The sequence below is a fragment of the Paracoccus sp. PARArs4 genome, assembly GCF_947311865.1.
Taxonomy (GTDB): domain Bacteria; phylum Pseudomonadota; class Alphaproteobacteria; order Rhodobacterales; family Rhodobacteraceae; genus Paracoccus; species Paracoccus zeaxanthinifaciens.
The window spans coordinates 122,700-135,895 of the sequence record NZ_CAMZMW010000006.1; the positions used below are offsets into that span (position 1 = coordinate 122,700).

Annotated in this window: 14 protein-coding genes; 7 read left to right on the forward strand and 7 right to left on the reverse strand. The window is 68.2% G+C overall.

Features of this window, described 5'->3' with window-relative positions; genetic code table 11:
- The first annotated feature begins 56 nt into the window (after positions 1-56).
- Entirely contained in the window at positions 57-1,124 is a 1,068-nt protein-coding gene (locus QMZ16_RS06840) for an alcohol dehydrogenase family protein (RefSeq protein WP_282602658.1), read from the forward strand.
- On the opposite strand, the gene QMZ16_RS06845 is transcribed toward QMZ16_RS06840, so the two are convergent.
- The 3 genes from QMZ16_RS06845 to QMZ16_RS06855 all read right to left on the reverse strand — a co-directional run bounded on the left by QMZ16_RS06845 (position 1,125) and on the right by QMZ16_RS06855 (position 4,254).
- Complete coding sequence (locus QMZ16_RS06845; protein ID WP_282602659.1) at positions 1,125-2,003, reverse strand: sugar kinase; 879 nt, start codon at positions 2,001-2,003, stop codon at positions 1,125-1,127. It abuts the gene before it with no gap.
- A gap of 115 nt (positions 2,004-2,118) precedes the next feature.
- Positions 2,119-3,183 (reverse strand): DUF475 domain-containing protein, encoded by a 1,065-nt coding sequence (locus tag QMZ16_RS06850; protein ID WP_282602660.1) that lies wholly within the window; start codon positions 3,181-3,183, stop codon positions 2,119-2,121.
- Between the two features lie 162 nt (positions 3,184-3,345).
- Positions 3,346-4,254, reverse strand: a complete 909-nt coding sequence (locus QMZ16_RS06855; RefSeq protein WP_282602661.1) for a LysR family transcriptional regulator — start codon at positions 4,252-4,254, stop codon at positions 3,346-3,348.
- Between the two features lie 121 nt (positions 4,255-4,375).
- Here QMZ16_RS06855 and QMZ16_RS06860 point away from each other — a divergent pair, with 121 nt between their 5' ends.
- From QMZ16_RS06860 to argE, 4 genes are all read left to right on the forward strand, one after another.
- Positions 4,376-5,347 carry a tripartite tricarboxylate transporter substrate binding protein gene (locus tag QMZ16_RS06860; protein WP_282602662.1) on the forward strand — a complete coding sequence of 324 codons (972 nt, stop codon included), beginning with the start codon at positions 4,376-4,378 and terminating at the stop codon, positions 5,345-5,347.
- Between the two features lie 63 nt (positions 5,348-5,410).
- The gene (locus QMZ16_RS06865; protein WP_282602663.1) at positions 5,411-5,899 is read left to right on the forward strand and encodes a tripartite tricarboxylate transporter TctB family protein; all 489 of its coding nucleotides are present in this window, start codon (positions 5,411-5,413) and stop codon (positions 5,897-5,899) included.
- Between the two features lie 13 nt (positions 5,900-5,912).
- Positions 5,913-7,403, forward strand: a complete 1,491-nt coding sequence (locus QMZ16_RS06870) for a tripartite tricarboxylate transporter permease (protein ID WP_282602664.1) — start codon at positions 5,913-5,915, stop codon at positions 7,401-7,403.
- Positions 7,400-8,590, forward strand: coding sequence for an acetylornithine deacetylase (argE, locus tag QMZ16_RS06875; RefSeq protein WP_282602665.1), 1,191 nt, complete (start codon positions 7,400-7,402; stop codon positions 8,588-8,590). Before QMZ16_RS06870 ends, argE begins: the two co-directional genes overlap by 4 nt.
- 59 nt (positions 8,591-8,649) lie before the next feature.
- Here argE and QMZ16_RS06880 read toward each other — a convergent pair whose 3' ends face one another.
- From QMZ16_RS06880 to QMZ16_RS06895, 4 genes are read right to left on the reverse strand one after another with little or no spacing between them, the layout of a single operon-like run.
- Complete coding sequence (locus QMZ16_RS06880) at positions 8,650-9,099, reverse strand: YaiI/YqxD family protein (protein ID WP_022706172.1); 450 nt, start codon at positions 9,097-9,099, stop codon at positions 8,650-8,652.
- 13 nt (positions 9,100-9,112) lie between these two features.
- Positions 9,113-10,645, reverse strand: coding sequence for a tripartite tricarboxylate transporter permease (locus tag QMZ16_RS06885; protein ID WP_282602666.1), 1,533 nt, complete (start codon positions 10,643-10,645; stop codon positions 9,113-9,115).
- 7 nt (positions 10,646-10,652) lie between these two features.
- Positions 10,653-11,129 carry a tripartite tricarboxylate transporter TctB family protein gene (locus QMZ16_RS06890; protein WP_282602667.1) on the reverse strand — a complete coding sequence of 159 codons (477 nt, stop codon included), beginning with the start codon at positions 11,127-11,129 and terminating at the stop codon, positions 10,653-10,655.
- Positions 11,130-11,181: 52 nt separating this feature from the next.
- Positions 11,182-12,228, reverse strand: a complete 1,047-nt coding sequence (locus QMZ16_RS06895) for a tripartite tricarboxylate transporter substrate binding protein (protein ID WP_282602668.1) — start codon at positions 12,226-12,228, stop codon at positions 11,182-11,184.
- A gap of 115 nt (positions 12,229-12,343) precedes the next feature.
- Here QMZ16_RS06895 and QMZ16_RS06900 point away from each other — a divergent pair, with 115 nt between their 5' ends.
- Together QMZ16_RS06900 and QMZ16_RS06905 are read left to right on the forward strand one after the other, a co-directional pair.
- Positions 12,344-12,496 (forward strand): hypothetical protein, encoded by a 153-nt coding sequence (locus tag QMZ16_RS06900; protein ID WP_282602669.1) that lies wholly within the window; start codon positions 12,344-12,346, stop codon positions 12,494-12,496.
- The gene (locus tag QMZ16_RS06905; RefSeq protein WP_282602670.1) at positions 12,493-13,182 is read left to right on the forward strand and encodes a FadR/GntR family transcriptional regulator; all 690 of its coding nucleotides are present in this window, start codon (positions 12,493-12,495) and stop codon (positions 13,180-13,182) included. Before QMZ16_RS06900 ends, QMZ16_RS06905 begins: the two co-directional genes overlap by 4 nt.
- Positions 13,183-13,196 lie beyond the last annotated feature (14 nt).

The following is a 13,196-nucleotide window of genomic DNA, read 5'->3' on the forward strand; positions in this document are numbered from 1 at the left end:
AGAACGAACTCTCTACCTCGGCAAGTAGAAGGAACGTTTTACCTAAAGGATCCGAAATGACCCTGACGATGAAAGGCATGGTGCTGACCGGACATGGCGGGCTGGACCGGCTGGAATGGCGCGAGGATCTGCCCGTGCCGCAACCCGCCCCCGGCGAGGTGCAGGTCCGCGTGCTGGCGGCGGCGGTGAACAATACCGACATCAACACGCGCACCGGCTGGTATTCCAAGGCCGTGCGCGGCGATACCGCGTCGGGTGCGGCGGGCGGCTATGACGGGGATTCGGACGCCGATGGCGGCTGGAACGGCGCCTTGCAGTTTCCGCGCATCCAGGGCGCGGATTGCTGCGGGATCGTCAGCGCGGTCGGGGCGGGCGTCGATCCGGCCCGCATCGGGCAGCGCGTCCTGCTGCGCCCGATGTTCGCGCCCGCGGGCGATACCGGCGATCTGCCGCTGGCGACGATGGGGTCCGAACGCGACGGCAGCTTTGCCGAATACACCACCGCCGAGGCGCGTCACGCCATTCCCGTCACCTCGGATCTGAGCGATGTCGAGCTGGCAAGCTTTCCCTGCGCCTTCTCGACCGCCGAGGGGATGATCCAGCGTGCGGGGCTGGGGGCCGAACGCGTGCTGATCACCGGTGCCTCGGGCGGGGTCGGGTCGGCGGCGATCCAGCTGGCCAAGCGGCGCGGGGCGCATGTCACCGCGATCAGCACCGCGTCCAAGGCCGATGCCCTGACCGCGCTTGGCGCGGACGAGGTGCTGGACCGCGACGCCCCCCTGCCCGAGGCCCGCTTCGACGTGGCGCTGGACCTTGTGGGGGGCGCGGGATGGGAAAGCGTCTTGGCCGCGCTGCGCAAGGGCGGGCGCTATGTCACCTCGGGGGCCATCGCGGGGCCGATCGTGGAACTGGACCTGCGCACGCTGTACCTGCGCGACCTGACGCTGATGGGCAGCACCTTTCAGCCCGAAAACGTGTTCACCGACCTGGTCCGCTATGTCGAGGCGGGCGAGATCCGTCCCGCCCTGGCGCGCACCTTCGCCCTGCGCGACCTGCGGGCCGCGCAAGAGGCGTTCCTGGCAAAGGGCCATGTCGGCAAGATCGGCATCGCCGTCGCCGGGTGATCAGCCGCGCGGGATCGCCCCGTGATGCCCGATCACCTGCCCCGAGGTCGAGATGGCCGCACGGGCGGCGGCATCCGGGGCGGTCCCCTTCAGACGCTCGGCCAGGTAGCGGCCGTTGAAGCTGTCGCCCGCGCCGGTCGCATCGACGACGCTGGCCACGGGCGGCACCTCGATCTGGCTGTCTTGTCCGTCCGCGCGCAGGCGGGCGGGCTTCGGCCCGTCCTTCACCACGATCTCGGCCCGGGGATTGGCGCGGGCATAGCGTTCGACGGTCGCCGCCGGATCGGCATCGCCGAAATGCACGGCCTCGTCGTCGAAGCTGGGCAGGACGATGTCCGACAATGCTGCGGCACGCATGATGACGTCGCACATCACCTCGGCGCTTTCCCACAGGATCGGGCGGATGTTCGGGTCGAAGGCGACGCGGCAATCCTTGAGCGCGCCCAGCAGGCGTTCGCGCGCCGCGGGCGACAGGATGGCCAGCGTGATCCCCGACAGATAGACGAGGTCGCGACCCGCCATGACCTGCGACAGGTGGCCCGCATCCTCGGCCAGCATCCGCGCGGCGGAATTCTCGCGCCAATAGGTGAAGTGCCGGTCGCCGTCGCGCTGTTCGATCATGTAAAGACCGGGGCGGCGTTCGGGAATGCGCAGCACGCCGGTCGTGTCGATATCGGCGGTGGCGAAGAAGTCCAGCATCCGGTCCGACATGCGGTCCGTCCCGACCGCGGTATAGAAGGCGACGGGCACGTCACCCAGATGCGCCTTGGCGTGCCAGGCGGTGTTCAGCGTGTCCCCGGCAAAGCCCCCCCGATAAAGATCGTCCTGACCGCCCGAAAGCTCGATCATGCATTCGCCGATACACAGTAGTCCGCTCAACTCGCTTGCTCCGTTTCCACGGCGACGCGCAGGGCGTCCGCCGATATCCTCCACTCGCGGTTTTCTGCCCCGAACGGGGCGCCGGGCGCAACCCGATGTTCCGCCCGGCGCGATTTCATCGGGCGGCCGCCCTGTTGTGACGGACCGATGCCCAGAAGGACAGCCCGATCAGCGCCGCGCCGCCAAGGCCGGTGATGACCTCGGGGATGTGCACCAGCGCCTGCGCATACATGATGACCGACAGCGCGATGATCGCCCAGAAGGCCCCGTGTTCCAGGTACCGGTATTCGGCCAGCGTCCCCTTCTCGACCAGCATGATGGTCATGGATCGCACATACATCGCGCCGATCCCAAGGCCGATGGCGATGATGAACAGGTTCTGCGACAGGGCGAAGGCCCCGATCACGCCGTCGAAGCTGAAGGACGCGTCCAGCACCTCGAGATACAGGAACGCGCCGACGCCGCCCTGCGCACCCGCCTTCAGCGTCTCCTGGCTGCGGTCCAGAAGGCCGCCCAGCACCTCGACCAGCAGGAAGGTCAGCAGGCCCCAGATGGCGGAATGCAGGAAGACCTCGCGTTCGACCGGACCCAGCAGGCGCGAGAAGCCCAGCATGACGACCAGCACGAAGGCCACCTCGATCCCGCGGACGGTGGCGTATTCCTGCATGCGCCGTTCCAGCCAGCGCACCCAGTGCACGTCCTTTTCATGGTCGAAGAAGAAGCTCAGCCCGACCATCATCAGGAAGGTGCCGCCGAAGGCCGCGATGGGCAGATGCGCGTCATGCATGATGCGCGCGTATTCCGCGGGCTGGCTGGCGGCCAGCACCAGCGCCTGCCACGGCCCGATGCCCGCCGCGATCACCACGATCAGCAGCGGAAAGACGATGCGCATCCCGAAGACCGCGATCAGGATGCCCCAGGTCAGGAAGCGGCGCTGCCATTCGGGGGTCATCGTCTTCAGCTTGTTCGCGTTGACGATGGCATTGTCGAAGGACAACGAGATTTCCAGCACGGCCAGCACCGTGCAGATGAAGAAGATGCCAGCCATGCCGCCGATGGTGCCGGTCATCTGCCAGCCCAGCACCGCGCCCATCGCGAGCCCAAGCGCCGTCACGATGAACGCCCACTTGAAATAGCCCGCCATGGCGCGGCCGGGGACGTCGATTGTTCCCTGTGTCATTTTCGGAAATTGTCCGTGCGGCGTGTCTCGTATCGGTGCCGACATCACGGAATGCGCCGCCACATCCGCCAGAGGGGCCCGGTCACCCAAGATGGGCCGCAGGGGACACTGCGACCTTTCGCCACTATGCCTGCGCGGGCCGCGTTCCGCAAGCTGGCCGCATCAGGTGACGATGCCGCTATGCTTCAGGATATCGATCTCGGCCTGGACGGCATCGGCGAAGGCGCGGGCCGCGATGCCGGGGGGACGGTCGCGAGGGGCGAATTCCGCGATCTCCCAGGTGATGGCGGGGACCAGGCGGTGCGAGGTGACCTTGGCGGGGTCAATCAGCCGCAGCGCGACGGGATCGACGATGGCGACGCCCACGCCGCGTTCGACCAGGCTGACGATGCCGTGGAGCGTGCGCAGCTCGGCGGCGATGTCGCGATGGACGTCGATGGTCTGCATCATGTTGTCGATGCGCTGGCGCAGCGGGCTGCCCTGGGCCAGGTCGATGAACCATTCGTGGCGCAGGCGCGGCAGCGGGATCTCGGGCTGGTCGCCCTGGGGGTGACCCTTGGGCAGGATGCAGCGCGCCTCGCAATCGGCCAGCGTCCGAGAGGTGCCGCCGAAGGCCTCGGCGTTAAGGGTGATCCCGAAGGCCAGGTCGCAGCGCCCCTCGCTGATCATGCGCAGCATCTCGGCCATGCCGACATCGACGATCTGGACCGTCACCTCGGGGTGGGTCAGGCGGAAACGGCCAAGCGCGTCCAGAAGGAAGGTGTCGCAGAAGATCGGCTGCGCGGCGATCACCAGGTGCCCGACCTGCCCCGCCGCGATCGCCGAGGCCTCCTGTTCCAGCGACCGCAGGCCCGCAAGGTGACGCGCGACCGTGGGGTGGAAACGGAACGCCTCGGGCGTGGGGGACAGGCGGTTGCGCTTGCGCAGGAACAGCTCGAACCCCAGCTTTTCCTCCAGCGATATCAGCAACCTGCTGATCATGGGCTGGCTGCTGCCCAGGTGCTCGGCAGCCAGCTTGACCCCGCCCAGCCGCATGAAGGCGTCGAAGGCTTCCAGTTCGCGGATCTTCATGGCGTTCCCTCGGTATGCACGTTTCGCATACTGATAGCGCGTTCTTGCCAGCTGCGGAATACTGTGGATGGTGGCCCCGTCCAACAAGATCCACACGGATCAATCAAGGCGAGGTAGCCCCATGAAGAAGATTCTCGGATCCGTCGCACTGGCCGCGATGGCAACCGCAAGCCCCGTATTCGCCCAAGCCTATCCCGATCAGGCGGTCACGCTGGTCGTGCCCTACGGCCCCGGCGGCGCATCCGACCTTGCCGGTCGCGCCTTGGCCGAGGTCGCGCCGGAATATCTGGGCCAGCCGGTCACGGTGATGAACAAGCCCGGCGCGGGCGGCATGAACGGCGCGCGTTCCGTGACCGAGGCCGATGCCGACGGCTATACCCTGCTGCTGGCGCGGGTCGGCATGGCGCTGTCGCCTGCCGTCACGCCGGGCAACGCGGTGCCGCACGATGCCTACACCTTCCTCGGCGCGCTCGAGGCCACGCCGATGATCCTGGCGGTACGCGCCGACGCCCCCTATGACAGCGTGGAGGACCTGATCGCGGCCATTCGCGACAGCAACGGCGCGATGACCTATGCCGCGTCGGGCGCGACGGCGATCGACGGCTTCACCACGCAGGCCCTGCTGGCCGACAGCGATCTCGATCCGCTGACCGCCGCGACGCTGGTCCCCTACAAGGGCGGCGGCGCGCTGGCGACGGCGCTGCTGGGCGGCCATGTCGATTTCGTGGCGATGGCCGCGGGGTCGCTGATGCCGCATATCGCCAGCGGCGACATGAAGCCGCTGATGGTCTTCGCCCCGCAGCGCATGGACGCCCTGCCCGAGGTCGCCACCGCGTCCGAGCTGGGCTTCGAGAAGGCCGGCCAGATCGCGGGCTGGAGCGCGCTCTACGGTCCCAAGGACCTGCCCGCCGAGGTAATCGAGACATGGGACGGCGTTCTTGGCCAGGTCGCCCAGAACGATCAGTGGCAAGAGCTGGCGGAGCGTCGCGGCTCGATCTCGACCATCGGCAGCGTCGAGATGGCGGAGTATGCCCAGTCGCAATACGACCTGTTCCACGGCATGGCCGTCGAATTCGGCTATCTGCCCCAGTAAGGCAACCGCGCGCGGCCCTGCAGGGGGCCGCGCCGCAGTCCACATCCCTTCCAGAGGCATCCCATGTCCAAGCCCGTCCTGCGGGGGCTGCTGATCACTGCCTTCTTCGCGGTGACAGCCGCCCTGCTGATCCCCATCCACGTCCCCCGCCCGGCCTTCATCCCCGGCTTCGCGCCCCCGCCCGACATGTGGCCGCGCACCGTCGCCATCGCGGGCGCGGTTCTGGGCCTTCTGGCCCTGGCCGCGGCCCTTCTGCGCAGCGCGCCCCCCGAGCCGGTCGATCACGACGGCAGCAGCCCCCTTCGCATGGCGATGCGGCTGGCAGGCGTCGTCGCGGCCTTCGCGGCGTTCCTGGCGCTGGTGCCGGTCGCGGGCTTCGTCGTGGCAGGCATGGCCCTGACGCTGGCGATGATCCTGATGACCGGCGAACGCGGCCGCCATGTCTGGATCGCGCTTCTGGCGATCGGCGGGCCGGTGGCGCTGGCGATCTTCTTCCACTCGGCCCTGGGAACGCAGTTCCCGCAGGGCCTGTTCAAGCCCTTCGGCTTCTGAAGGAAGGACCGATATGATCCATGACATCCTGACGGCGATCCAGGCCGTCGCGACGATCCAGAACCTGCTGATCATGGCGGCGGGCATCTGGGGCGGCGTCATCGTCGGCGCCATTCCCGGCATGACCGGGACGATGGCCGTGACGCTGGCCCTGCCCTTCACCTTCTACATGGACCCGGTGCCGTCGATCCTTCTGCTGGTCGCGCTCTACAAGGGGTCGACCTATGGGGGGTCGGTCTCGGCCATCCTGATCAAGACGCCGGGCACGGCATCGGCGGCCTGCACCGCGCTGGACGGCTATCCGCTGGCGCGGCAGGGCAAGGCCGGCAAGGCGCTGAACATGGCGCTATACTCCTCGGTCATCGGGGATTTCGTGTCGAACCTGTCGCTGATCTTCTTCGCCGCGCCGCTTGCGATGCTGGCGCTGAAGATCGGCCCGCCCGAGTTCTTCATGCTGATGCTGTTCGCGCTGACCACGGTGGCGGGCGTCTCGGGCAACTCGTTGCTGCTGGGGCTGGTCTCGGCGGCGTTCGGCCTGCTGCTGGCCACCGTGGGCGAGGACATGTACGGGTCCTTCCGCTTCGCCTTCACGCCCGACATGCAGGCGGGGCTTGCCATCGCGCCGGTGCTGATCGGGCTGTTCGCCCTGCCCGAGCTGATCAAGCTGATCGTCCTGCGCGCCGATACCCGCGAAGAGGCCGCGACCCTTGGCGCGCAGCATGTCACGCGGGCCGAGTTCATGGGCTCGCTCCGTTCGATCCTCAAGGGCTCGGCCATCGGGTCGGTGCTGGGGGCCATCCCTGGGATCGGGCCGTCGGCGGCGGCGTTCTTTTCGTATGGCGAGGCGCAGCGCAGCAGCCGCAACGGCGCGAATTTCGGCAACGGAGAGCTGGAGGGCATCGCCGCATCGGAATCCGCCAATAACGGCGCATGCGGCGCGACGATGATCCCGCTGCTGGCGCTTGGGGTGCCGGGCGATGTCATCACCGGCGTGATGCTGGGCGCCTTCATGATCCAGGGCCTGACGCCCGGGCCGATGCTGTTCCAGACGAACCTGCACGAGATCTACATGCTGCTGATCGGGATGCTGGTATCGTCGGTGCTGCTGTTCTTCGCGGGCAAGGCGACGATGCGCATGTTCCAGCACGTCTCGCACATCCCGCAGACGCTGCTGACGCCGCTGGTCCTGCTGCTGTGCCTGTTCGGGATCTATGCCATCTCGTCCAGCATGTTCGACGTGGCGGTGCTTCTGGTCATGGGGCTGGTGGGCTTCGCGATGTTCCTGCTGAACATCCCCACCGCGCCCTTCCTGATCGCCTTCATCCTGGGCCCGACGCTGGAAGAGAACATGCGCCGCGCCATCGCAATCTCTCGTGGCGATCCGATGGTGCTGGTCTCGACGCCGATCACATGGGGCTTTGCCGCCCTGATCGTCTTCGTGATCGCCATCACCATCCGCCGCGAGATCCGCAAGAACAACGACAGAAAGGCCCTCGCATCATGAGCGCCCCCACCCAAAACCGAAGCAGCGATCTGGACCGGACGATCGGCCACCTGGCCGACCTGATCGGCTTCGACACGGTATCGCGCAACGGCAATCGCGACCTGATCGACCACATGGCAGCCTTTCTGGGGGCCTTGGGCGCACGGATCGCGATCCTGCCCGACGCGACCGGGCAGAAGGCGAACCTGGTCGCCAGCTTCGGCCCCGAGGATGCAGCCGGCATCGTCTGGTCGGGCCATACCGACGTCGTGCCCGCCGACGAGCCCGAATGGCAGGGCGATCCCTTCTCGGCGCGGGTCGCGGACGGGCGGCTTTACGGTCGGGGGGCCTGCGACATGAAGGGCTTCGCGGCCTGCGCGATGACCGTCGCGCCAAGGGTTGCGCAGGCCGAGCTGACCCGGCCCGTCCACCTGTGCTTCAGCCATGACGAAGAAATCGGCTGCCTGGGCGCACCCGCCATCGCGCGGCATCTTGCGGCGATGCCCGTGCCGCCGGAACTGGCCATCATCGGCGAACCCTCGATGATGCGGCTGGTGACCGGCCAGAAGGGCAAGATCGCGATGCGCGCACGGGTCACCGGCACCTCGGGGCATTCGTCCTTCGCGCCCCGGCACGTCAACGCCATCGAACATGCCGCCCGCGCCATCGACATGATCGCCGAACATGCGCGGGGATATGGCGAAAACGGGCCGTTCGATCACGACTTCACCGTGCCCCATGCCACAATGCTGGTCACCATGATCGAGGGCGGCGTTGCCACGAACATCACCCCCGAAAGCTGCAGCTTCACGTTCGAGCTGCGCTCGATCAGCGGGATGGATGCGGAAGGCGACATGGCAGGGCTTCTGGCCCGGATCGAGGAACGTGTCGGACGCCCGATGGCGCAAATGGCCGACGGGGCGGGGATCGTCTTCGAACGGATCTTCGCCTATCCGGCCATGGGCGAGGCGCGCGGCACCGATGCCTTCGCCCGCCATGCGGACCTGTTCCCCGAATGGGGCGGCAAGGTGTCCTTCGGCTCCGAAGGCGGCGTGTTCGAAACGCTTGGCGGGATTCCGTCGGTCATCGTCGGCCCCGGCTCGATCGACCAGGCGCACAAGCCGAACGAGTTCGTGGCGCTGGACCAGCTGGACCGGTGCAACGCGTTCCTTGGCAGCATCATCGACAGGCTGTCGCGCGACGCCTGACGGGTTCCGTGATCCCACTCACGGGGAAAGGGGACCGGCGCCACCCCGGCGCCGGTCCCTCATTTTTTCGCCACCGCGCGCAGGACGCGTTCCAGCCCGTCAAGGAACCGCGACCGGTCGGCCTTGGTGAAGCCGCGCCCCCGCCCCTGCATGAAGGGATCGGCGGATCGCAGGTCGGTCATCAGGTCGCGCATGGCCAGAACGCTGCCAATATTGTTCGGGCCCAGTTCCTCGCCGTCATGGCGCAGGACGCGGGCGCCGGCCTCGACGCAGCGGGCGGCAAGGGGGATGTCGGCGGTCACCACCACATCCCCCGGTCCCGCCTGTTCGGCGATCCACTTGTCGGCCTCGTCCGGGCCTTCGGGCACCACCACCATCCGCACCAGCGGGTTCTGAGATGGGCGGATGCCCCCGTTCGACACGACGACCATCTGGACGCGATGGCGGGTGCCGACACGCTCGACCTCGGACTTGACGGGGCAGGCATCGGCATCGACGAAGATGGTCATGGGGCGCGGGCCTTCAGTTCTTGCTGTGGCCCGCCTTCTGCAACGGACACCCCGCCGGGGCAAGCATCCGCCTGACCGCGCCCAGGATCGCCAGCCCCCAGATCAACAGCACCGCCACCCCGAGCGTGGCCGCGATGGGCCTGTCGAAGAACGCGCCCAGATCGCCGCCGGACTTGATCATCGAGGTCATGAACATCCTCTCGAACATGCCGCCCAGGACCAGGCCCAGGATGATCGGCGCGACGGGAAAGCCGTTCTCCTCCAGCAGCCAGCCCAGCACCCCGAGCGCAAGCATCACCACGATCCCGAAGACCGAATTGGTCATCGCGAACGCCCCCACGATGCAGAAGCTGAGAACCACCGGCAGCAGCACCCGCGGCGGCACGCGCAGCACCTGTCGCGCGGCCTTGACCGCCACCCAGCCAAGCGGGACCATCATCAGCGTCGTCAGGATGAAGATCATGAACACCGCATAGATCAGCTGCGGGTTCTGGATGAACACGGTCGGGCCGGGGTTCATCCCCTTCATGTACAGCACGCCGATCACGATGGCCGTCACGCTGTCGCCGGGGATGCCGAAGACCAGCGCCGGGATCCACGCCCCGCCCACGGCCGAGTTGTTGGCGGCCGAGGCATCGACCAGCCCCTCGACATGGCCGGTGCCATAGGCCTCGGGCGTCTTCGAGAACCGCTTGGACACGGCATAGGACATCCAGGCCGCGATATCGGCCCCCGCCCCCGGCAGCGCACCGATCAGCGCCCCCAGCAGCGATCCGCGCGCGATATTGCCCGGATGACGGCGGATGACGCCGCCGACGCCCTTGAACAGCGCCCCGTCGCCGCGCGGCATGGCGGGGGGCGGGCTGCCGTGGTTCAGCCGGATCACGCCGCGCATCACCTCGGCCAGCGCGAAAAGACCGATCATGGCGGGGATGAACTCGACCCCCGCCATCAGGTCCACCTGACCCATGGTGAAGCGCGGCACCCCCGTCGTGGGGTCCAGCCCGACCGTCGCCATCGCCAGCCCGATCAGCAGCGCCACGCCCGCCTTCAGCGGGTCGGCCGAGGCGATGAAGATCGCGCAGGACAGGCCCAGTGCGGCCAGCCAGAAATATTCGTAGGACGTGAAGCGCAGCGCGAACTCGGCCAGCATGGGGGCGGCGGCGATCAGCACGGCCACGCCGAACAGCCCGCCGATGCAGCTGACCAGCAGGTTCGTCCCAAGCGCGAGGTTCAGCTTGCCCTTCATCGCCAGCCGGTGGCTGTCCTCGACATAGGCGGCCGAGGCGGGCGTGCCCGGAATGCGCAGCAGCGCGCCCGGAATGTCGCCCGCGAAGATCGCCATGCCGCTGGCCGACACGATCGCGGCCAGCGCGGGGATCGGCTCCATGAAGAAGGTCATGGGGACCAGCAGCGCCGTCGCCATCGTGGCCGTCAGCCCCGGCATGGCGCCGACGAACATGCCGAAGGCCCCGGCCAGCAGCGCCGTGATCAGCACGCGCGGTTCGGCGACCAGCATCAGCGCCTGCAGAAGAATGTCGGTCATGGGCATCTCAGACGATCCCTTCCAGCAGACCGCGCGGCAGCGGCACGCGCAGCAGCACCGCGAACAGCCACCAGCACAGCGCCGTCGTCCCGACCGCCAGCCCCGCCGCCTGCAGAAGCGGCAGCCGCAGCACGAGGAACAGCACCAGAAGCCCCGCTACCGAGACCGGAAGATAGCCCAGATGCGGTCCCAGCAGCACTTGCGCCAGCACGTTGCCCAGCACGGCGGCCATCGCGGCCCAGCCCGCGGGACGCCGCAGTTCGTCCGCGAAGGCCACGATCGGCCCGCCCGCCTGCCTGCGCGCGGCGATGTCGCGCAGGACCAGCAGCGCGCCGCCGATCACGAAGCCCGCGGCAAGGATGCGCGGCAGCAGCGCCGCCCCGTAGGGCTGGCCCGCGAACACGGGAAATTGCGCCGCCTGCCACAGCATGAACAGCCCCAGCAGGATCAGCGCCACCCCCGACAGCGCGTCGGTGAGTTTCATGTCGTCCCCCTCGTTGGGTGAAATGGGGCGGGCATGGCGCCCGCCCTTCGGCTCAGCCCTGGATCAGGCCGGCGGCGGTCATGGCATCCGCCATCTGCGCGTCGGCATCCTGCATCATCTGTCCATGGGCCTCGGGCTCCACATAGGAGATGTTGAAGCCGCGGCTGGCCATGAACTCGGTGAACTCGGGATCGACCGCGATCTCGGACAGGGCGGTGGCGATGGTGGACCCGATCTCGGGGGGCAGGTCGCGGGGGCCCGCGATGCCGCGCCAGGTGGCCAGCGCGAAATTGCTGCCGCCGCCCTCGGTCAGGGTGGGCAGGTCGGGGTGGCTGGACGCACGCTCGGTGCTCATCAATGCCAGGTTCACGGCGCGACCCGCATCGACCATCGCCTTGGTTTCCGCCAGCGACACGGTCACGATGTCGATCCCGCCCGCGATCAGGTCCTGCATCGCCGGGGCCGAGCCTTCGGACGGCACCCAGGTCACGTGATCGGCGGCAAGGCCCAGGCTTTTCAGCCAGCCGACCAGCGCCAGGTGCCAGATGCCCCCCTGCCCCGTGCCGGACGCCTTGAAGGTGCCGGGCTCGGACGCCTTCACCGCCTCGGTCAGGGCGCCGATATCGGCAAAGCCCGCATCGCTGGACACGGTGACCGCCGGGCTGTCGGCGTTCATCAGTCCAAGCGGCGTGTAATTCGCCGAGGTCAGCTCGGTCAGGCCCATGTGGTGCATCATCGCGATCTCGACCGTGACGACGCCCAGGGTATAGCCGTCGGCCGGTGCGGTCGCGATGGCCGAATGGCCGACCACGCCCGCGCCGCCCGTGCGGTTCACGACGTTGACGGGCTGGCCCAGCTTGCGTTCCAGCAGCGCCGAGATCATGCGCGCGGTCGCATCGGTGCCGCCGCCCGCGCCCCAGGGCACGATCATGGTCAGCGGGCGCGACGGGTAATCGGCGGCCCATGCCAGCTGCGGCAGCAGGCTTGCACCCGCAAGCGCCGCGGCACCCCGCAGCAGTCCGCGGCGGGTCGAATTGGTGAAGTCGGTCATCGTTTCCTCCCAGATGATGACGCCCGGAACCGGGCACTGGCCGGGCATGCAGCCTGGCCGATCCTCCTTGCGGACAATTGGTAACCGCGATGCACAAACCGGTCAATAGTTGTAAAATGGGCGCGAAGCGGATAACCGTCATCGACAGGGACGGAGGAACCGAATGCAGCCGATGCACATGGCGGTCGCCAGCAGCGAACGCGATCTGATGGAAGGGGGGCGCGTCGTCCCGGCGTGGCCGGACGGCCTGCGCAGGCCCCGGCTGACGGGATCCGCCCATTACTCGGCGGATCTCGGGATCGCAGGGTCGCCATGACCGAAGCACCCTCGCTTGCCGATCAGGTCTATGACCGGCTGCTGCAACGCATCATGTCGGACGAGTTTCCGCTGAACGGACGCCTGCCCTCGGAACAGAGCCTGTCGGCCAGCTTCGGCGTGTCGCGGCCCGTGCTGCGCGACGCGCTTGCCCGCCTGCGCGAGGACGGGATCGTCACCGCAAGGCGCGGGTCCGGTAATTACGTCACCCGCAGGCCCGATCCGCGGGTGGGCGATCTCGTGCCGCTCGGGTCCATCACGGACATCCAGCGCTGCTACGAGTTCCGCGTGGACCTGGAGGGGGCCGCGGCGGGCTGGGCCGCGTTGCGGCGCGACGATGCCGACCTGGCCGTGCTGGAACGCGCCTACGAGGCGCTGGACAGGACCTATGTCCAGCAGATCGTCGGGGTCGATGCGGACCAGGCGCTGCACATGGCCATCGCGAAGGCCGCGAAGAACCCGTTCTATCCCGCCGTGATCGCGCAACTGACCGCCCAGATCCAGTTCGGGATGACGCTGTCGCGGTCGCTGACGCTGCTGGACGTTCCCGAACGGCAGGCGCTGGTGCAATCGGAACATCGCGCGGTCATCGACGCGATCCGCGCGCAGGATGCCGCCGCCGCGACGCAGGCGATGCGCCATCACATCACCGCCGCACGCGACCGCATGTTCGAGGGTCAGACCTGAGCCTGGCATTTCCA